Origin of the sequence: Streptomyces adustus (assembly GCF_009377175.1) — a bacterium.
Taxonomy (GTDB): domain Bacteria; phylum Actinomycetota; class Actinomycetes; order Streptomycetales; family Streptomycetaceae; genus Streptomyces; species Streptomyces adustus.
This window is the reverse complement of sequence record NZ_VJZD01000186.1, coordinates 1-18,983: the sequence shown is the minus strand read 5'-3', so window position 1 is coordinate 18,983 and position 18,983 is coordinate 1. Positions and strand designations below refer to the sequence as shown.

The 18,983-nt window shown below is 71.5% G+C and carries 19 protein-coding genes; 9 read left to right on the top strand and 10 right to left on the bottom strand.

Annotation, left to right across the window (positions count from 1 at the left end):
* The first annotated feature begins 212 nt into the window (after positions 1 to 212).
* A complete protein-coding gene (locus FNH09_RS33265; RefSeq protein ID WP_162469470.1) occupies positions 213 to 1,499 on the top strand; it encodes a SpoIIE family protein phosphatase in 1,287 nt (428 codons plus the stop codon).
* Between the two features lie 20 nt (positions 1,500 to 1,519).
* Here the strand turns inward: FNH09_RS33265 and FNH09_RS33260 are convergent, their stop codons facing one another.
* The gene (locus FNH09_RS33260; protein ID WP_162469471.1) at positions 1,520 to 3,007 is read right to left on the bottom strand and encodes an ATP-binding protein; all 1,488 of its coding nucleotides are present in this window, start codon (positions 3,005 to 3,007) and stop codon (positions 1,520 to 1,522) included.
* Between the two features lie 5 nt (positions 3,008 to 3,012).
* A complete protein-coding gene (locus FNH09_RS33255; protein WP_162469469.1) occupies positions 3,013 to 3,702 on the bottom strand; it encodes a response regulator in 690 nt (229 codons plus the stop codon).
* Between the two features lie 151 nt (positions 3,703 to 3,853).
* Here FNH09_RS33255 and FNH09_RS33250 point away from each other — a divergent pair, with 151 nt between their 5' ends.
* The 6 genes from FNH09_RS33250 (at position 3,854) to FNH09_RS33225 (ending at position 8,999) form a co-directional block, all read left to right on the top strand.
* Complete coding sequence (locus FNH09_RS33250) at positions 3,854 to 5,191, top strand: ferric reductase-like transmembrane domain-containing protein (protein WP_162469468.1); 1,338 nt, start codon at positions 3,854 to 3,856, stop codon at positions 5,189 to 5,191.
* 46 nt (positions 5,192 to 5,237) lie between these two features.
* Positions 5,238 to 5,648: an FMN-binding protein gene (locus FNH09_RS33245; RefSeq protein WP_162469467.1), complete on the top strand. Its 411-nt coding sequence runs from the start codon at positions 5,238 to 5,240 to the stop codon at positions 5,646 to 5,648.
* 1 nt (position 5,649) lies between these two features.
* Positions 5,650 to 6,462, top strand: coding sequence for an FAD:protein FMN transferase (locus tag FNH09_RS33240; RefSeq protein ID WP_162469466.1), 813 nt, complete (start codon positions 5,650 to 5,652; stop codon positions 6,460 to 6,462).
* An 82-nt stretch (positions 6,463 to 6,544) separates the two neighbouring features.
* Entirely contained in the window at positions 6,545 to 7,684 is a 1,140-nt protein-coding gene (locus FNH09_RS33235) for an ABC transporter ATP-binding protein (protein ID WP_152893615.1), read from the top strand.
* A complete protein-coding gene (locus FNH09_RS33230) occupies positions 7,681 to 8,334 on the top strand; it encodes an ABC transporter permease subunit (protein WP_162469465.1) in 654 nt (217 codons plus the stop codon). The genes FNH09_RS33235 and FNH09_RS33230 overlap by 4 nt, the downstream gene beginning before the upstream one ends.
* Positions 8,331 to 8,999 carry an ABC transporter permease subunit gene (locus FNH09_RS33225; RefSeq protein WP_162469464.1) on the top strand — a complete coding sequence of 223 codons (669 nt, stop codon included), beginning with the start codon at positions 8,331 to 8,333 and terminating at the stop codon, positions 8,997 to 8,999. Before FNH09_RS33230 ends, FNH09_RS33225 begins: the two co-directional genes overlap by 4 nt.
* Positions 9,000 to 9,040: 41 nt before the next feature.
* Here the strand turns inward: FNH09_RS33225 and FNH09_RS33220 are convergent, their stop codons facing one another.
* From FNH09_RS33220 to FNH09_RS33205, 4 genes are read right to left on the bottom strand one after another with little or no spacing between them, the layout of a single operon-like run.
* Entirely contained in the window at positions 9,041 to 9,646 is a 606-nt protein-coding gene (locus tag FNH09_RS33220; RefSeq protein ID WP_162469463.1) for an ATP/GTP-binding protein, read from the bottom strand.
* Entirely contained in the window at positions 9,633 to 10,145 is a 513-nt protein-coding gene (locus FNH09_RS33215; protein WP_152893613.1) for a DUF742 domain-containing protein, read from the bottom strand. The genes FNH09_RS33220 and FNH09_RS33215 overlap by 14 nt, the downstream gene beginning before the upstream one ends.
* A gap of 37 nt (positions 10,146 to 10,182) precedes the next feature.
* Entirely contained in the window at positions 10,183 to 10,659 is a 477-nt protein-coding gene (locus FNH09_RS33210) for a roadblock/LC7 domain-containing protein (protein ID WP_162469462.1), read from the bottom strand.
* Positions 10,656 to 13,226, bottom strand: a complete 2,571-nt coding sequence (locus FNH09_RS33205; protein WP_162469461.1) for a sensor histidine kinase — start codon at positions 13,224 to 13,226, stop codon at positions 10,656 to 10,658. The genes FNH09_RS33210 and FNH09_RS33205 overlap by 4 nt, the downstream gene beginning before the upstream one ends.
* 334 nt (positions 13,227 to 13,560) lie before the next feature.
* On the opposite strand from FNH09_RS33205, the gene FNH09_RS33200 reads away from it, so the two are divergent.
* Entirely contained in the window at positions 13,561 to 14,517 is a 957-nt protein-coding gene (locus FNH09_RS33200; protein WP_162469460.1) for a glycine betaine ABC transporter substrate-binding protein, read from the top strand.
* 73 nt (positions 14,518 to 14,590) lie between these two features.
* On the opposite strand, the gene FNH09_RS33195 is transcribed toward FNH09_RS33200, so the two are convergent.
* Entirely contained in the window at positions 14,591 to 15,982 is a 1,392-nt protein-coding gene (locus FNH09_RS33195) for an AbfB domain-containing protein (RefSeq protein WP_162469459.1), read from the bottom strand.
* A 198-nt stretch (positions 15,983 to 16,180) separates the two neighbouring features.
* A complete protein-coding gene (locus FNH09_RS33190) occupies positions 16,181 to 16,636 on the bottom strand; it encodes a tellurite resistance TerB family protein (protein ID WP_152893611.1) in 456 nt (151 codons plus the stop codon).
* A gap of 277 nt (positions 16,637 to 16,913) precedes the next feature.
* On the opposite strand from FNH09_RS33190, the gene tatA reads away from it, so the two are divergent.
* A complete protein-coding gene (gene tatA / locus FNH09_RS33185) occupies positions 16,914 to 17,090 on the top strand; it encodes a Sec-independent protein translocase subunit TatA (protein WP_152893610.1) in 177 nt (58 codons plus the stop codon).
* A 98-nt stretch (positions 17,091 to 17,188) separates the two neighbouring features.
* Here the strand turns inward: tatA and FNH09_RS33180 are convergent, their stop codons facing one another.
* Both FNH09_RS33180 and FNH09_RS33175 read right to left on the bottom strand, forming a co-directional pair.
* Positions 17,189 to 17,695 carry a DUF6114 domain-containing protein gene (locus tag FNH09_RS33180; RefSeq protein ID WP_162469458.1) on the bottom strand — a complete coding sequence of 169 codons (507 nt, stop codon included), beginning with the start codon at positions 17,693 to 17,695 and terminating at the stop codon, positions 17,189 to 17,191.
* Positions 17,679 to 18,371 (bottom strand): DUF6230 family protein, encoded by a 693-nt coding sequence (locus tag FNH09_RS33175; RefSeq protein ID WP_152893609.1) that lies wholly within the window; start codon positions 18,369 to 18,371, stop codon positions 17,679 to 17,681. Before FNH09_RS33175 ends, FNH09_RS33180 begins: the two co-directional genes overlap by 17 nt.
* Between the last annotated feature and the right edge of the window lie 612 nt (positions 18,372 to 18,983).

Below are 18,983 nucleotides of genomic sequence, written 5' to 3'. Positions count from 1 at the left end.
GGACGGAAGCGGGGGCGGGGAGCGGCCCCCGGGAGTCGTCGAGCGGCAGGAGGGACACGACGGCAAGGTTCCCGGCCGGTGTGACGCAAGGGTGTCCGGGAACCGACGGAGCGTGGGCGAGCGGACGTCGCCGTCGGGGCCGTACTCGGCGGAAACGCGAGGTCCGGCCGGTGGCCGATGCGTCGGCCCAGGGGGTTTGTCACGATTTGAAGGTGTTCCGAGTCGCGCGATGGTTCCGCACGCACCGCGAACCTGCACCGCAGGACGGCGCCGGCCGCGCACGCACGCCCGCTCGCACGCCCGCCCACGCGGCCGACGCGGCGGCCGTCCTGGCCGCGCTGCGTCCGGTGGCCGCGGGCGTCGGCACCACGCTCGACGAGGCGGCCACCTGCGCCGAGCTGACCCGGGCGGTCGCCGCGCAGACGGCCGCCGCGGCCGCCGTGCTGCGGCTCGACGGCCCGGCCGAGCCGGAGTACGAGGCGGCCGTCGGCGACCCGGCGGCGCTGCCCGACGCCCGGTGGGTCGTCGCGGTGGCCCGTGACCTGACGGCGCCCGCGATCGACGGGGAGGGCGGACCGCGCACCGCCGGCCCGGCGCCCGGCCGTCGCCGGGGAGCGCTCTGCATACCGCTGGCGACCGGCGAGGAGCGGTACGGCGTCCTGGTGTGCGCCCGGGACGGCGGGCCGTTCACCGCCTTCGAGACGGAGCTGCTCGCCCTGCTGGCCGAACAGGCCGCCTCGCATCTGCGGCACGCCCGGGAGCACGCCCGGGTCAGCCGCACCGCGGGCGACCTGCAACGCGCCCTGCGCGCCGAACCCGGCAGGCCGCACCCCAACCTGGACATCGCCGTGCGCTACCTGCCCGCGGGCCGGCAGGCACTGGTCGGCGGCGACTGGTGCGAGACCGTACGGCTGCACTTCGGCCGCACCCTGCTCGTCGTCGGCGACGTGATGGGGCACGGGGTGGAGGCCGCGGTGGACATGGCCGCCTACCGCTCCGATCTGCGGGCCCTGGCCGCCGCCGACCTGCCGCCGCACCGGGTGCTGCGCCAGCTGGACACGCTGGCCGACGAGCTGCCCGAGCGCAGACCGGCGACCTGTCTGATCGCCCGGGTCGACCCCGTGCGCGCCATGGTGACCATGGCGGGCGCCGGTCATCTGCCGCCCGCCGTGATCGACCGGTACGGCATCACCTCGCTGCTGCCGGTGCCGGTCGGGCCGCCGCTGGGCACCGGATTCGGCGGTTACGAGCCCGCCACCCACGAGCTGGACCCGGACCGGACCCTGGTGATGTTCACCGACGGGCTGGTCGAGCGGCGCGGCGAGGACATCGACCGGTCGCTGGAGCGGCTCGCCGCGCTCAGGTTCCCGGCCGCGGCCGAACTGGACGAGATCCTCGACTCGATGCTCGGCCGGCTGGACGCCCGGCACGCGGAGGACGACGTCGCCGTCCTGGCCGCCCGCCCACGCCTCGGCCTGCCGCAACCGACGCCTGACTGACGTCGCCCACCCCGGCAGGCTCAGCCGGAGCCGGAGCCGGAGCCGGAGCCGGAGCCGGAGCCGGAGCCCGTGCCCGTGCCCGTGGTGAGCGGCAGCTCGACCGTGAAGACGGTGCTCCCGGTCTCGTCGCCCAGCCCGATGGTGCCGCCGTGCGCGCGCACCAGCGATCCGGCGACCGACAGGCCGAGCCCGCTGCCGCCGCGGTCCCGGCTGCGGGCCTTGTCGACCCGGTAGAAGCGGTCGAACACCCGGTCGCGGTCGGCGGCCGGTATCCCCGGGCCGAAGTCGCTGATCCGTACGACCGCCCGGTCGGCGGTGACATGCAGGACCAGGGACACCGCGGTGCCGTCCGGGGTGTGCACGGCGGCGTTGGTGAGCAGGTTGTCCAGCACCTGCCGGACCCGCTGCGGGTCCAGCCGCAGCCGCACCGGCGCCGGCCCGGCCGTCACGGTCAGCGGATGCTCCGGATGGCTCGCGCGGAACGCGTCGGCCGCGTCCCCGACCAGCTCCACCAGATCGGCCTCCCGCATCCGCAGCGGCGTCTCCACCTCCTCGGCGTCCAGCCGCGCGAGCAGCAGCAGGTCGTCCAGCAGGAAGCCCATCCGGGCGGCCTCGGCACGCAGCCGGGCCAGGTGCCGGTCCCGTTCCTCGGGGGCGTTGGCGGCCGCGTACTGGAAGAGGTCCGCGTAGCCCCGTACCGACATCAGCGGGGTGCGCAGCTCGTGCGAGGCGTCCGCGACGAAGCGGCGCAGCCGCTGCTCGGCCTGCGCGCGCACCGCGAGGGAGTCGTCGATGTGCTCCAGCATCGTGTTGAACGCGACGCGCAGCTCCTCCACCTCCGGGCCGCCGCCCGGGGCGTCCGCGCGCAGCGGCAGCCGGGCGGCCGACCCGGTCAGGTTGTGCGAGGCGATGCCGTGCGCGGTGTGCGCCATCTCGCTCAGCGGCCGCAGTCCGCGCCGCAGCAGCGCCCGCCCGGCCACCACCAGCGTGAGCAGCGCGAGGGCGAAGGCCACGACCTGCACGGTGATCAGCTGCCGGACGGTGGCGTCGATGCCGGCCGTGGGCGCGGCCGTCACCAGGACCACCCCCGGCCGCACCGCGCAGGCCCGCAGCCGGTAGGTGCCCGCCCCCTCGATCCACACGGTGCGCTGGATCTCGTTCCGGGTGTTCGCCCTGGTCTCGGCCAGGGCGGTCAGCGCGCGGCTGTCCGACGGCACCTCGGCCGGGGTGCGCAGCACCGCCGAGGTAGCCGTCACGTCGTACACCGCCGTGTACCAGCCGTAGTAGGGCTGGCGGGTCACCGTGCCGTGCGCCGCCGCGTCCTTGGACTGCACGACCTGGACCAGCTTCAGCTGCGCGGTCAGCTGGTGGTCCAGGTACTCGCGCATGTACATGGTCAGCGCGGTGCCGACGACGGCGAACACCCCCAGCGACAGCGCGCCCAGGCCGAGCGCCAGCCGGGTGCCCAGGCGCAGCCTGCGATAGGTGTGCCGGAACCGTCCGAGCACCGTGCTCACCGTGTCGCCTGCCGGACCACGTACCCGAACCCGCGCACGGTGTGGATCAGCGGATCGCCGGTGGCGTCCAGCTTGCGGCGCAGCCGGCTGACCACCAGCTCCACGACGTTGGAGCGGCCGCCGAAGCCGTACTCCCACACATGGTCGAGGATCTGCGCCTTGGTCAGCACGGTCGGCGACTTGCGCATCAGATAGCGCAGCACCTCGTACTCGGTCGGCGTGAGGGTCAGCAGCGCGCCGTCGCGCCGCACCTCACGGGTGTCCTCGTCCATCGTCAGGTCCGCCACCCGCAGCACCGACCGGCGGAAGCCTGGCCCGGTGCTGCGCCGCAGCACCGTGCGCAGCCGGGCCATCAGCTCCTCCACCGCGAACGGTTTGACCAGGTAGTCGTCGCCGCCCCGGGTCAGGCCCGCCACCCGGTCGGCGACCGTGTCGCGTGCGGTGAGGAACACCACCGGCACCATGGTCCCCGAGCCGCGCAGCCGGTCCAGGACACCGAAGCCGTCCACGTCGGGCAGCATCAGGTCGAGCACCACGATGTCCGGATGGAACTCGGCGGCCCGGCGCAGCGCCTCCTCGCCCGAGTGCGCGGTGACCGCCTCCCAGCCCTCGTAGCGGGCGACCGTCGCGACCAGGTCGGCGATGGGCGGGTCGTCGTCCACGACGAGCAGTCGTACCTTTTCCACCCGCTCATAGTGCTTCACTCGGTCCCGGCCACCGGGGCGGGGCCACCGCCGAGACCACTTCGATAACCACTTGAAAGATGAACGACAGCAAAATGACAGCTCCGCGCGGACAAGCTCGGAAGCCCCGGCCCCGATCAAGGAGCTACCACCCGTGACGACCGTCCAATCGCCCCCCGCGCCCCCCACGGGCCTGCGCCCCCGGGTGGTGGCGCGCACCGGCCTGTACGCGGTGCTGGCCGCGAACGCGGCTGTGGTCGCCTGGTTCTTCGCCCAGGCGGGATTCGCCTCGAACGCCCTGATCGTGCTGGGCCGGCTGGCCGGTCTGTACGGCGCGCTGCTGATGGCGTTCCAGCTGCTGCTGGTGGCCCGGCTGCCCTGGCTCGACCGCCGGATCGGCATGGACCGGCTGACCTCCTGGCACCGCTGGACCGGCTTCGGCGTCCTGTGGACCCTGCTCGCGCACGTCGTGTTCATCGCCTTCGGCTACGCCGACTCCTCCGGCATGGACCCGGTGAGCCAGGTGGTCGACCTCGCCGAGACCGTCGAGGGCGTGCTGCGGGCCGTCGTCGCGCTCGCGATCATCCTTGTCGTGGGCGCCGCCTCGGCCCGGTACGCCCGGCGCCGGCTGGCCTACGAGACCTGGCACTTCATCCACCTGTACACCTACGTGGCCGTCGTCCTGGCCTTCACCCACCAGGTAGCGGCCGGTACGACGTTCACCGCGTCGTCCGCCGCGAGGACCTACTGGTACACGGTATGGGGTCTGGCCCTCGGCGCGGTCGTCGTCGGCCGGGCCGTGCTGCCGCTGTGGCGCAACCGGCGGCATCAGCTCCGGGTGTCGGCCGTCGTCCCCGAGTCGGACACGGTCGTCTCCATCCACATCACCGGACGCGACCTGGACCGGCTGCCCGCCCGGGCCGGCCAGTTCTTCCTGTGGCGGTTCCTCACCAAGGACCGCTGGTGGCAGGCCAACCCGTTCTCCCTGTCGGCCGCCCCTGACGGCCGCTCGCTGCGCCTCACCGCCAAGACCGCGGGCGACGGCACCGCCGCACTGCGGCGGCTGAAGGTCGGCACACGCGTCTTCGCCGAGGGCCCCTACGGCGCCTTCACCGCCCTGCACCGCACCCGGTCCGAGTCCGTGCTCATCGCGGGCGGTGTCGGCGTCACCCCGATCAGGGCGCTGCTGGAGGAACTGCACGGGCACGCCGTCGTCGTCTACCGCGTCGCCACCGACCGGGACGCGGTCCTGTACGACGAGTTGCGCGAGCTGGCCCGGGTCAAGGGCGCCGAACTGCACCTGGTGACCGGCCCGGTCAGCCCCGACAAGCTCGCCCCTGCCGAACTGGCCCGGCTGGTGCCGGACATCGCCGACCGGGACGTCTTCCTGTGCGGACCGCCGCCCATGATGAACGCGGTGCTCGCCTCCCTGCGGGCGCTGGACGTGCCCGGACCGCAGATCCACTTCGAGCGCTTCAGCCTGGCGGGATGACGAGGGCCGAGGAAACGGAACGAGGGAAAGGAAAGAGGGAAAGACCGTGAAACGAGCTATACCTGTCCTGGTCCTGAGCGTCGCGGGCCTCGTCCCGGTGTGGCGCTACGAGCCGTCCGGCGGGACGTCGTCGTCGACCGAGGCTGCCGCGCCCGCGGCCGCGCCGGACTCCTCCTCGGCCTCCTCGGGTGGCTCGGGGAAGGCCGTCGCGGGCTCGACGGTGCACACCGACAAGGGCGATGTGCAGGTGGAGGTGACGTTCGAGGGCGACCGGATCGCCTCCGTGCGGATGCTCCGCCAGCCGGACCACCCGCAGACGGCGGCCGCCGTACCCACGCTGATCGCGGAGACGCTCCAGGCGCAGAGCGCGGACGTCGACACGGTGTCCGGCGCGACGATCACGAGCGACGGCTACCGGGAGTCGCTCCAGGCCGCCCTCGACGCCAAGGGCGCCTGACGTGCGGCGCGTCGAACACGTCATGGGGTTCCCGGTCTCGCTGCGCATCGACGATCCGTACGTCCCCGACGGCGTCGCGGACGCGCTGTTCGGCTGGCTGCGCGAGGTCGACGAGCGGTTCAGCCCCTTCAGGGCGGGCAGCGAGGTCTCCCGGCTGGACCGGGGCGAGCTGTCCGCCGACGAGGTGAGCCCCGATCTCGCCGAGGTGCTCGGCCTGTGCGAGGAGTACCGGGTGGCGACCCGGGGCGCGTTCGACGTGCGGCTGCCCGGCCGGGGCCTCGACCCCTGCGCGGTGGTGAAGGGCTGGTCGGTGCAGCGGGCGGCCCGGTTGCTCCGGGACGCCGGGCTGGGCCGGTTCTGCCTGAACGCCGGGGGAGACGTGGTGACGGCCGGCGGGCCGTGGCGGGTCGGCGTACGGCACCCCGAGCTCGCCGACCGGCTCTGCACCGTCCTGGAGGTCACCGACGGCGCGGTGGCCACGTCCGCCCGCTACGAGCGCGGCGACCACATCGTCGACGGCCGTACGGGTCTCCCGGCGACCGGCCTGCTGAGCATGACCGTCGTGGCCCCGACGCTGACGGAGGCGGACGCGGTGGCCACCGCCGCCTTCGCGATGGGCGAGGAGGGCGTCGAGTGGGCCGCCGCGCGGGCGGGTTGCGAGGTGTACGCGGTGGACGCCCGGCGAAGGGTCCTGCGCACCCCGGGACTTCCGGTGGCCGCCACCCCGCAGGACGCGGGCGACGGGAGTGCCGCAGGCCGAAGTGGCTCAAGTCCGCGAGCCGCAGGCCGGAATGCCGTAACAAACCCGGTCTAGACTCTTCCCGCATCGGCCAGGCAACGACGACCTCGGCCGAAGTAGGGGCAATTCCTGCCAAACCCGAAGGGCATTCGGCGTTTTGATACGGATAGATTCAGTCACCAAGCGGTACCCGGACGGCACGGTCGCGGTCGACCGGCTCTCGTTGGACATCGAGGACGGCTCGATCACCGTCCTCGTCGGTCCCTCGGGCTGCGGGAAGACCACCACCCTGCGCATGATCAACCGGATGGTCGAGCCGAGCGAGGGCACCATCCTCCTCGACGGCGCCGACATCCGGCAGCAGCCGGTCAACACCCTGCGCCGCTCCATGGGTTACGTCATCCAGAACGCCGGTCTCTTCCAGCACCGCACGATCGTCGACAACATCGCCACCGTGCCGCGGCTGCTCGGCTGGGGCAAGGACCGGGCCCGCGCCCGGGCCCGTGAGCTGATGGAACGGGTCGGACTCGACGCCTCGCTCGCCAAGCGCTACCCCTACCAGCTCTCCGGCGGCCAGCAGCAGCGCGTCGGGGTGGCACGGGCGCTCGCCGCCGATCCGCCGGTGCTGCTGATGGACGAGCCGTTCTCCGCCGTCGACCCCGTCGTGCGCAAGGGACTCCAGGACGAACTTCTGCGGATCCAGGCAGAATTGGGCAAGACCATCGTTTTCGTGACGCACGACATCGACGAGGCGGTCAAGCTCGGCACGATGGTCGCCGTGCTGCGCACCGGCGGTCACCTCGCCCAGTACGCCCCGCCCGCCGAACTGCTCTCCGACCCTGCCGACGCGTTCGTCGAGGACTTCCTCGGCTCGGACCGGGGCATCCGGCGGCTGTCCTTCTTCCCGTCCGGCGCACTGGAGTTGCAGACGGCTCCGGTCGTCGCCCTGGACGCCGACGCCGGGACGATCGCCGCGCGCGGCTCGACCTCCGGCGCCCCCTACCTCCTCGTCGCCGACCTGGACGGGAGGCCCCTCGGCTGGGGCGACCCGAAGGACCTCACGGCGGGGGAGATCGAGCCCGGCCGACTGCTGTCCCACGGGCGGCCGTTCGTGCACGGCAAGGACTCGCTGCGGGCCGCGCTCGACGCGGCCGTGCTGTCGCCCACCGGCTGGGCGGTCGGCGTGGACGGCACCGGACGGGTCGTGGGGGTGGTGTCGCAGCAGGCCGTCGGCGAGGCGATCCGCAGCGCGCACGCCCTGGACCGCGGCGGCGAAGACGCGCGGGCCGTCCGGTGAGCGGCTTCTTCGACATCCCCAGCGACCTCCAGCACACCTACGCGGGCCTGATCGGCCTGCATCTGCGCGAGGCGCTCGTACCGGTCCTCGTCGGGCTGGTCGTCTCGCTGCCCGTCGCCCAGCTCTGCGTCCGCTTCCGCTGGCTGTACCCGCCCGTGCTGGGCGTGACCACCGTGCTGTACGCGATCCCCTCGCTGGCCTTCTTCGTCGTCCTGATCGACTACACCGGCCAGAGCGAGACCACGGTGATGATCCCGCTCGCCGTGTACAGCATGGTGGTGCTCGTGCCGGCGATCGTCGAGGGCGTGCGCTCGGTGCCGCCGGAGACCCTGGCCGCCGCCACCGCCATGGGCTTCGGACCCGTACGCCGTTACGTCCAGGTGCAGTTGCCCATCGCCGTGCCCGCGATCATCGCGGGCCTGCGGGTGGCCACCGTCTCCAGCATCAGCCTGGTCAGCGTCGGCATGCTGATTGGCAACCAGGGCGCGCTGGGCAACCTGCTGCACGACGCCCAGATCTACAACCGTCCCGAGCTCGCGGTGAACTCCGTGGTGACGACTGCCGTGCTGGCGATCCTGGCCGACGCGGCGCTGGTGGCCGTACGGCTGCTGCTGACCCCCTGGATGCCGAAGGAGAGCGCGGCCCGGTGAACCTGCTCCAGTTCGTCCACGCCTTCTTCGGCGACGGCTCCCACTGGCACGGCTACGACGGCATCCCCACCCGGGTCCTCGAACACGTCCGGTACTCCCTGGAGGCGCTCGCCCTCGCCGCCGCGATCGGACTGCCGGTCGGCCTGGTCACCGGGCACTACGGCCGGGGCGGCAACGCCCTCGCCCTGCTCGCCACCGCGGGCCGGGCCCTGCCCACCTTCGGTCTGCTGGTGCTGGTGGTCACCTGGCTCGGCTTCGGCCTGGGGCCCGTGATGATCCCGCTGGTGGTCCTCGCCGTCCCGCCGATCCTGGTCACCACCTACGAGGCGGTCCGCTCCGTCGACCCCGCCCCGGTGGACGCGGCCCGGGGCATGGGCATGCCCGAGCCACGCATCCTGTTCCAGGTGGAACTGCCGGTCGCCCTCACCCTGATCCTCGGCGGCCTGCGCTCGGCGGCCGTCCAGATCGTCTCGACGGCCACCATCGCCGCGTACGTCGGTCTCGGCGGGCTCGGCCGGTACATCATCGACGGCCTCTACCAACGCAACTACGAGAAGGTCGTCGGCGGCGCCACCCTGGTGGCCGCGCTGGCCCTGGCCACCCTCGCGGTGTTCTGGGCGGTGGCCAGGCTCACGGTGTCCCCGGGGGTACGGCGCGGCACCTGACGGACCGACGGACGCCGGGCCCCGCGCGGGCCCGGCGCGTCCTACGCGGCGCCCTCGGTGCGGGCCAGCGCGAGTTCCAGTACGACGAGCAGCGCGTCCCGTACCGAGCCCCGTTCACGGGCGTCGAACACCGACAACGGGGTGCCCTCGGCGATGTCGAGAGCCCAGCGGACCTCGTCCAGCGAGTGCTCCACCTTCCCGTCGAAGGCGTTGATCGCCACCGCGAACGGGATGCCCTTGTGCTCGAAGTAGTCCACGGCCGCGTAACAGTCGTCCAGGCGGCGGGTGTCGACGATGACCAGCGCGCCGACCGCGCCCTCGACGATGTCGTCCCACATGAACCCGAACCGCTCCTGCCCGGGGGTGCCGAACAGGTACAGCTTCAGGGTGGGGTCGATGGTGATGCAGCCGAAGTCCATCGCGACCGTCGTCGTGGTCTTCTGCGGGGTGTGGCTGAGGTCGTCCACTCCGGCCGCGACCTCGGTGATGGCGGCCTCGGTGGTCAGCGGCTCGATCTCGGAGATCGAGCCGACGGCGGTGGTCTTGCCCACGCCGAAGCCGCCCGCGATCACCATCTTCACCGGCAGCGGCGGCCGTACGGTGCGCTGCGCGGCCGCGCCCCGGGTGAGCGGTTCAGTCGGTGTCACGGAGTATTCCTCGGGAGTCGGGGATGGCCCGCAGGCCTTCGATAACCCTGCGCAGGACGGACGCGCCGTGGGTGACGCCCGCGTCCGGCACATGCACGCTCAGCTGCCCGGCGCGGCGCAGGTCCTCGGCGAGGACCCGCACCACGTTCAGGTGCAGCCGCAGCCTGGCCGCGATCTCCGCGATGGACTGCGGCTGCCGGCAGGCGGCCACGATGTCGCGCCGCTCGAAGGAGAGCCGGTCGAGCCCGTCCAGTCCGGCGACCGTGGTCACCAGCTGGGTCTCGACGGGCATCGTCCGTCCGGACTCGGCCTCGCCCGAACCCGCCACCCGTCCGGCGGTGACCAGGAAAGGCCGCACGGCGGAGGCGGGCCCGACCGGCACCGGGGCCGGATCGGACCCCGGGACCGGGGCCGGGCCCGAGGCCGGATCGGCGACCGGGTCCGCGCCTGCGTCCGGGTCCGGGTCCGGCTCCGGAGGTGGTGCGGCGCCGTCCGCCATGGGGGCTCTCTTTTCTCTTGCGACCGGCGGCGGCCGGTCAGCGCCGGGACGCCGCTCCGACGCTGTTCTTGAGTTCGAGCACGAGCTGGGGGCTGAGCGCGGCGCCCGCCCGGTTGGCGAACACCGTCATCTCGTAGGCGATGTTGCCCAGCTTGGCCTCCTTGTCGGTGACCACACCGAGCACCGCGCCGCTGCCGATCGCGGAGACCAGCACATGACCGCCCTCGAGGTCGATGATGACCTTGTTCAGGCCGCCCAGACCGTAGTTGCCCGAAGCGCCCGCGGCCAGGCTGGTGATGCCGGAGACGATCGCCGCGAGACGTTCGGAGTCGGCGTGCTCGCGCAGCTCGGAGACGGCGATGAGCAGTCCGTCCGAGGACACCGCGATCGCGTCGACCACACCTGCGGTCTCCGTGGCGAAACGATTGAGCAGCCAGGTGAAGTCGGCTGCGGCGGCCTTCAGATCGGTCGGCGCGGTCTCGCCCGACGGGGTGTCACCTGTCGACGTACTCACTGCTCGGCTCCTTCCGGGAGGTGGTTCGGGTCGTGCGGGTGCGGAGTGCTCGGGTCCGGCTGGGCCGGCAGGGCATGCGAGGCGGTGTCCTGGTGGGCGCGTTCCACGCCCGCCTCGAACTCCTCCAGCGCGGAGCGGACGGCGTCGGCGTCGTCCGGCACGGCGGTCTGCCGCGCGGACTGCTGCCCGGCGTCCACGGTGGTGCGCAGGGTGGCGCCCCGCACCCGGCGGCGCAGCGGCCGGGCCCCACCGGAGTCGTCGGCACCGCCGGCGGACGGCGCGGCCTCGGCGCGAGGTGCGGGGACGCGCGGAGCCGGCCCGTCCGTGGCATCCGTCGCGGCGCCCGTCCCCGGAGCGTCCGCCGCGTCCTGCTCACGCCGCAGGACACGGCGGGGGAGGGCGCCGGGGTGCTCGTCGGCCGGTTCCCCCGCCGACGGCGCGGCCGAGGGCGACGGCCTGGGCCCGGAGGCGGCGTCGGGGCGGTCCATGGCGGCGGAGGCACCGGCGCGGGAGGGGTCCGCGGTCCCGGCCGGACCGCCGGAGGCCACCGCGCTCATCGTCAGCAGCAGCGACGAAGGGATCGTCACCTCGGCCGTCACACCGCCGCCCCGGGTGCGGGACAGGTCGACCCCGACCTCCCAGCGACGGGCCAGCGTGCCCACCACGAAGAGGCCGAGCACCTTCGTCGGCACCAGGTCCAGCCGCTCGCGGCGGATCAGGCGGCCGTTCTCCTCGGCGAGCCGTTCGGCGCTCATGCCCAGACCGTGGTCCGCGATCGTGATCGTCGCGCCGGTGTCCCCGGAGTGCACGGTCACCTCCACGGGACTGCCCGCGGGCGAGAACGACACGGCGTTCTCCATGAGTTCGGCGACCATCAGGGTCAGGTCGCCGACCAGGTCCGGCTCCACCATGACCGTGGTCCCGGCGTGCAGCTCGACCCGCTGGAAGTCCTCGATCTGGCCGAGCGCGGCCCGTACGACGTTGGCGAGGGCGGTGGGCCCGGAGGCCAGGACGGTCTCGCGGATGCCGGCCAGCAGCATCAGGCTGTCCGCGTTGCGGCGCAGCCGGACCGCGATGTGGTCGATGGAGTAGAGGTGTTCGAGGAGCGCCGGGTCGGTCTCGCCGCGCTCGACGGAGTCGATCAGCGCGAGCTGCCGGGTGGTGAGGTTGCTGACCCGGCGGCCCATGTTGCCGAACATCTCGGCCACGTTGCGCCGGCTGAGCACCTGACGTTCCAGCAGCCCGACCGCGGTGGTCTGCACCCGGTTGAAGACCTCGGCCAGCTCGCCGATCTCGTCGTGCGCGGTGACGGGCATCGCGCGCAGCAGCGGCGGACCCTCGGCCTCGGCGTCGTCGTCCGCCACGCGGGCGAGCTCCCGGCCGGCCGCGTCGGCGACCTCCTGCGCGGCCCCCGTGAGCGCCTGCACCGGACGGATGACGGAGCGGCGGACCGCCGCGGAGAAGGCGATCCAGGCGGCGAACCCGATCAGCGCCAGGCTCAGCAGCAGACCGGCGCGCCACTGGGCGTCGGTGGAGGCGTCGTCGGCCCGGTCGGCGATCTGGTCGATCAGCGAGGTGGTGATCTTCAGCCGTTCCTGGGCCTGTTCCAGGTAGCCCGGGTAGGAGTCGATCGAGTCCTTCAGCGCCGCGCGGATCTGCGCGGTGGTCTCGGCCTGGAGCGCGCTCGGGTCGATCTGGAGTTCGGCGTAGTGCCGGATGATGGCGGCCTGCGCGGGCGTGTGCTCGATGCCGGCGAGCTCGTCGGCCTGCTCCTCGGAGGCGAACTGCGTGAACCGTTCGGCCTGGTAGGTGTACAGCTCGTACGAGCCGACCGCTCCCGTGAACTCGATGAGCGCGTTGGTGTCACCGGTGCGCGCCGAGAGCACTCCGGTCTCGAAGGCGCCGTGCGCCGAGTCGGCGCGCAGCAGCGAGTCGAGCAGGGTGCCGGTGAAGGTGGCGGCCAGGTCGGCGTCGCGGTCCAGGCCGAGGCCGTTGATGAGGCCTTCGGCCGCGCCCGCGTACGCCGGGTCGATGTTGTCGGCGGGCAGATAGCCCTGCTCGATGGTGTTCCGCAGGTTCTCCAGGCCCTCGACCTCGCGCAGGGCCTGTGCCTCGGCGGCCGGCAGCCGGTCGCCGAAGGTGTCGCGCACCTTCTCGATCTGGGTGTCCACGGCCAGCTGCGCCATGCGGTAGGCCTCGGACGAGGGCGTGCCGCCGTCGTAGGCCGCCTGGTGCCGTACGGACAGCAGGATGGCCTGCTGGTGTTCGGCCTGCACCCGGCCGACGAGTTGTGCGACCTGGGTGCTGTCGCGGACCAGCTGGGCCGCCGACGCGGCGCCGGAGGACTCCCGCAGCTGCTGGGTGATGAGGTAGCCGAGCAGGACGGCGACCACGGTGAGCGGAACGCCGACGAGAATGTTGAGCTTGCGCCTGAAGGGCCACCGGTCGGCGAAGTCCCGAATGCTCCCGCGTCCGGGCGGGGCCGGTGGTGCCGACCGTGGGGATCCCCCCTGCTCGGGCGAGGCCGAGAGCCTGGGGGAGGGCGCGTCCACCTGATTCGTGGACACCGGGCCTCCTTCACGGGTGCTGCGCGATGCGTGCTGTGTCGCGTGACCGGTTTCGATCGTCTCAAAAGGGGTGTCGTGCCTCGCGAGCTGCCTGGAGACTACCTGTTCATTGATCGATCAAGGACCTCGCTCTACGTCAAGATCCGGTTACAACCCGTCTGTCGCGGTCTATGTCCGGCTCGTTCATGCCGCGTTTACAACGGGACACGTATCGAAGCAAATCGGTGACCGGAATCCCTTGACTGATCACGAACAGGCTGGATTGGATCAGGAGAGCTCTGTACCGACCGCACCACCGCAAGGTCCGCCAACCTCCGAACCCGGAACGGGAATCGTGACTTCCAACGTCCTCAGCAGCACGTTCATCCGGAGACACCCCGGCGCGGCTGCCGTCGCGCTCGCCGCGGCGACGGCCCTGCTGGCGGGATGTTCCTCCTCAGACGACGCCGGCGACCCGCTGGCGGATGGCAAGGCGGACGGCAAGACGGTCGTCGTCGGCTCCAACAACTTCGCCGAGAGCATCCTGCTCGCCGACATCTACGGCGAGGCCCTGAAGGCCAAGGGTGTCGAGGTCACCTACAAGCCGAACATCGGCAGCCGTGAGACGACGTACGGCCTGCTCAAGAACGGCTCCATCACCGTGCTGCCCGAGTACAACGGCGCGCTGCTGGCCTACCTCGACGCGAAGGCCGCGCCGAAGACGATCGAGGCCACGACGGCCGCGATCGGCGCGAAGCTGGACGCCAAGCTCGAACTGCTCGACCCGGCATCGGCGCAGGACAAGGACTCCGTCACGGTCAACGCGGAGACCGCCAAGAAGTACAACCTGACGTCCCAGTCCAGCATCGCCGACCTCAAGGACGCGGCGAAGGACCTGGTGCTCGGCGCCTCGCCGGAGTTCCAGACCCGGCAGCAGGGCCTGGTGGGCCTGAAGTCCGTTTACGGCCTGGAGTTCAAGTCCTTCAAGGCGCTGGACGCGGGCGGTCCGCTGACCCAGGCCGCGCTGAAGAAGAACACCGTGCAGGTCGCGGACCTCTTCACCACCGACGCGACCATCACCCAGGAGAAGCACGTCGTCCTCCAGGACCCGGAGAACCTCTTCGGGTTCGAGAACGTGCAGCCGCTCGTCTACAAGGGCGGACTCTCCAAGGAGGGCGCCGCCGCGCTCAACGCGGTCTCGGCCAAGCTCGACACCGAGGCGCTGCTCGCCCTGGACGCGAAGGTGCAGCTGGAGAACAAGGACCCGCTTGACGTCGCGAAGGAGTGGCTGGCCTCGGTCGGCCTGGCCTGAGCCCACGCCCCGCCGCCGCCCTCACCGTTGGTGAGGGCGGCGGTTTGTTCTGCCCGGCAGGCGCCCCGAAGGCTCAGTAGCCGACGCGGAAGGTCGCGTCCTGCTGCTCGGTGGCCGTGGAGACGGGGTCGATGCGCAGGACGTAGTTCGAGTGGCGGATGTACCGCGTCGGGTAGTTGTACGAGCGGAACGACGACCAGCTCGCGTCCGCCAGGCCCGCCGTCCGGTAGAACGTCGCGTCCTGGGCGAACGTCGACGTGCCGTCGCCGACGTCCAGCCGCAGTTGGTAGTCGGAGTGGCGCAGATACCGGGTCGGGTAGTTGACCGACTGGAACGAGACCCCGGTGCTGTCGGCCAGCCCCGGGACCAGCTTCCACTGCGAGTCCTGGTACGGGTCGAAGGGATACTCGTCGATCCGGCCCACGTAGTCGGAGTGGCGGACGTAACGGGCCGGGTAGTTGTAGGACTTCAGCCGGTTCCAGGCCGGCGCGCCCCACTTGGCCAGCAGGTTGTTGTACTCGGCCGTGGTGATCGGCTGGATCGTCGCGTGCTTGGAGTTCACCGGCTGGGTGTACGTCCGCTGGTCCACCGCGGTCCAGGTGCCGGCCGACAGGCTGCTGCTCTGCCAGGCGTAGAAGACGCCGTTCGGCGTATACGTGTCGCCCCACAGCCACCAGGTGCCGCTCGCCTGCGACTTGACGAGGATCGGCGCCTCCGTGCCGCCGTGCGCGACGCCGGTGCTGAACGCGGTGAAACTGCCCGGGGTGAGCGACGTGGACCGCGCGCCCACCAGCGCCTGCGCCGAACTCGACTTGAAATAGAGATAGTTGACGCCGTTCACGCCCACGGCCAGATCGCCGTCGATGACGTCGTAGCCGGGGTCGAAGAACACCTGGGGGGCGGACGCGGTGACGAAGTCGGTCGTGTAGTTGACCATGATCACGTTGTGGCCGCTGTCGTTGACGGCCGAGTAGATGATCCCGTACTGTCCGCGCCCGGCGTCCCAGTAGGCCTCGGGCGCCCAGCTGTGGGTGTTCATGTCGTGCAGTTTCAGCCGGTGGTAGCCGGTGAAGGTGCGCAGGTCGGCCGAGTTCCAGACATGGACGTACTGGCTGACGTAACTCCAGTCGGTGCCCTTCAGGTCGGTGGCGAGCACGATGAACGTGCCGTCCTGCTTGCGCAGGATGAACGGGTCGCGCAGACCGCCGGCGCCCTCGGTGGGGGTGACCACGGGGTTGTTCTGGTTCAGCGGGGTCCAGTTCAGCGCGTCCGTGCTGACGGCCAGATGGAGGCCGTAGTCGGTGCCGTTGCCGCTCGGGGACTCGGTGAAGCAGCCCATGACGTAGGCCGAGTCGGCGGCGCGGGCGGTCCCGGCGCCCAGGGTGAGCGCGCCGGAGAGGGCGAGCGGCACGGTGGCGGTCAGGCCGAGGAACGTGCGGCGGGACGCGTGGGGGGCTGGGGGCACGGGTTCTCCAAAGGGGTGCGGCGCCTTCGGGGTGACATGGATTCGAAATATCGAACGAGGTTCGGTGAGCCGGTCAGAAAGTAGGGGTGTGGCGCGTGCACGTCAATCACTGGGACGGGCTTGGCCGGATCCGGACGGCGGTCGAAGGCCGGAGCCGGGGGGCGGGGGTGGACCCCCGGCCCCCGGCCGGCGGGAGGATCAGAGGTCGAACTCGTGCGGCGGCAGCTCCAGCGTGAAGCACGCCTCGCGCACCACGGCCTGCTCCGTCTTGTCGAAGTCGCCGTCGGCGCCGCCGATGACGATGCCGATCTGGATCACGGCGCGTGCCTCGGCGGGCTTCTTCTTCGCCTTGGCGATCTCCTGCAACACGCTGACCTTGCCGAACGCGAAGTCTGCCGTCAGCTTGTTCAGGTTCTCCTCGAAGCGGCGGCGCAGGTCGTCGGCGGGGAAGTTCTGCAACACCTCGTTGGTGGCGATGAGCTGGGCGACGCGCTGCCGCTCGGCCGGGTCGATGGAGCCGTCCGCCGCCGCGACCAGGGCGCACATCGCCATGCTCGCGTCGCGGAAGGCGCCGCTCTTGAGGTCGTTCTTCTTCGCCACGAGCTGGGTCTGCATCGTCGACGCGGACTCCTTGATGCGGTCCCACAGGGCCATGAGAACTCCAGATGTCGGTTGCCGTCAGTGCTGTGTGCCGATGAGTGCCGACGGCGCTTCGGGCCGTCAGTCTCTACAGCAACGTAGAAACTAACGAGCCGGAGGATAAGTTCCGGTGACTTCCGGACACCCGTGCTCGGTTTGTGCGCCTTCGCCCTGGTGCGTCCGTGGACGCATGCCTTCGCGGGGGCGTATCCCTCGGGTTGTACAGTTGCGCGAAGGCGGCGACCGTCGCCCACGGACCTGCGGCGGTCGCAGGTGAGAGGGGAGGCGGCACATGCTCCGCAACGGACTGGAGCCCTGGCACCTGCTGATCGTGGCGCTCGTCGTCATCGTGCTGTTCGGGTCGAAGAAGCTGCCGGACACGGCACGGGCGCTCGGCAGGTCGATGCGCATCCTCAAGAGCGAGGCGAAGGCGATGAAGGACGACGCCGGCGAGCCGGTGTCCTCCTGAACGTCTGCCCTTCTGAACGTCTGTCCTTCTGAATGCCGGGCGCGGACCACGGTGAGTACGTGGACCGCGCCCGACGACGTGGGCCGCGTTCGCCGGTGTCAGGCGGGCTCGCCCGCTCCGTCCAGTCTGTTCAGTGAGGTGTCCCCGCCCTGCCGTGGCGGATCCGCCCGGCGTGCCTGCGACGCCTCCCGTCGGCGGTCGCGGCGGCTGCGGCGCGGCTCCTGCTCCGGAAGCCAGCCGAAGGCGAGGCAGCTGCCGATCACCCCGAGGAGCAGGCCGACGAAGAAGCCCCCCAGGTTCGAGGTGATCCAGGTGCCCAGGGTGACCAGGACGCCGGTGATCGAGTAAAAAAGCCGCTGCGTCGGGTTGAAGAGGATCAGCAGCCCGCACAACACCATGAGGACAGGCAGCAGATAGCCCGTGAGGCCCTGCATGCCGATGTGCACGACGACCTTCAGCGACGCCTTCTCGGTCAGCAGGATCCACGTACCGCCCAGGGTGAGCAGCAGCCCGCCCCAGAACGGCCGTTGGGCCCGCCAGGCTCGGAAGGCGGACCGCGGTGACTGCCGTGGACGGTTCGGCGCGGGATCAGCAGGCGTTGTCACTGAAGCTCAGGTGGAGGTTCGGCAGGGTGAACACGGCGGCCGTGGTGGCGTAGTTCGTCTGCCGCAGGTTGTCGATGTGCACGGTGTCGGCCTGCTGGCTGAAGACGCCGATCGGGCCCTTGACGCCCGCCTTGTTCAGCTCGCTGGCGTCGTTGCCGATCTCGATGCCGTGGAACTCGGCGTTGCCGGACAGCAGCGTGGAGTCGGTGGTCAGGTCGGTGGCGTGCACCCGGTCCTTGCCGTCGCCCGCGGTGATGCGCAGGTTGATGCCGCCGAGGTCGACGCTCTGGCACAGCTTGGTGAGGTGGGCGTCCTTGATGGCCGAGGTGACGACCAGCACCTGCCCGCCCGTGTCGCCCGCGTTGGGGCTGTCCTTCGCCATGTTGTCGAGGGCGCCGAACTGCTCGAACCCGGTGCCGTCGAGCTCGGTCGCGGTGACGGTGAAGGGCATACCGGAGATCGAGAACTGCACGCCGAGCGCCCCCTGCGCGGTCAGGACCGCCATACCGGCGGCGACCAGGGTGGCGGGTACCGCCATCACCGCGGCCCGGCGCATCCGGACGCGTCCGCGTCGGCCGGATCCGGCGGCGACCGCCGCCGTCGAGGCCGCGAAACCGCTTTCCGGGTTCTCTGGGGTGTTGTCTTCGGACGGTGTGACGTCCGGGGACGAGGCCATGTCTGCTCCCGTGGGCATAGTCAGTGCGGGTTGGGCTTCAGTGGCGCGTTGTCCTGGCGCGGACAGCGGCTGCGGCGCACGTCTCCTTGTGACTCCCGGCTCCCACAAGGGCTTTCACGGTTACGCAGCAGTAGCCGCCGAGGAAGTTACCGATGGTTACAGTCAAGGGTCAAGAGAGATGTGGAAAAAGGGTGTCGATTGTGCTTCACCTATGGATCAAGGAATTCGGAAGGCGTTACGGGACCCGACGGTTTGCGCCAACTTCCTTGTCCGTGCTTGACGTTGACTGAGCATCAGGTCTACAACTCTCGTTGGCTCAGCCCGGATCCGTGGCGCCGGATCCTTGACGCGGCGACTGTCCGCGTTCCCGGCCTCCGTCCCCAGTGACCCACGAGTCCGCATTTCTCTCGGCGCCGCCACGGTCGCCTTCCGGCGCACCGTGACCGGTCGCCCTTTCCGCCCGGCCCGGCCGCCGGCTCCCCCACGGTCGTCGGCCCCGGCCGGCGGCTGCTGTTGCCGGCCCGTCACGTACGGAGAAGGCGTCACGGGTCGGCAATGGCGGACGCCCGAGCGCGTCCTCGCCGACCCCACCCCCCACGCAAACCGCAACCC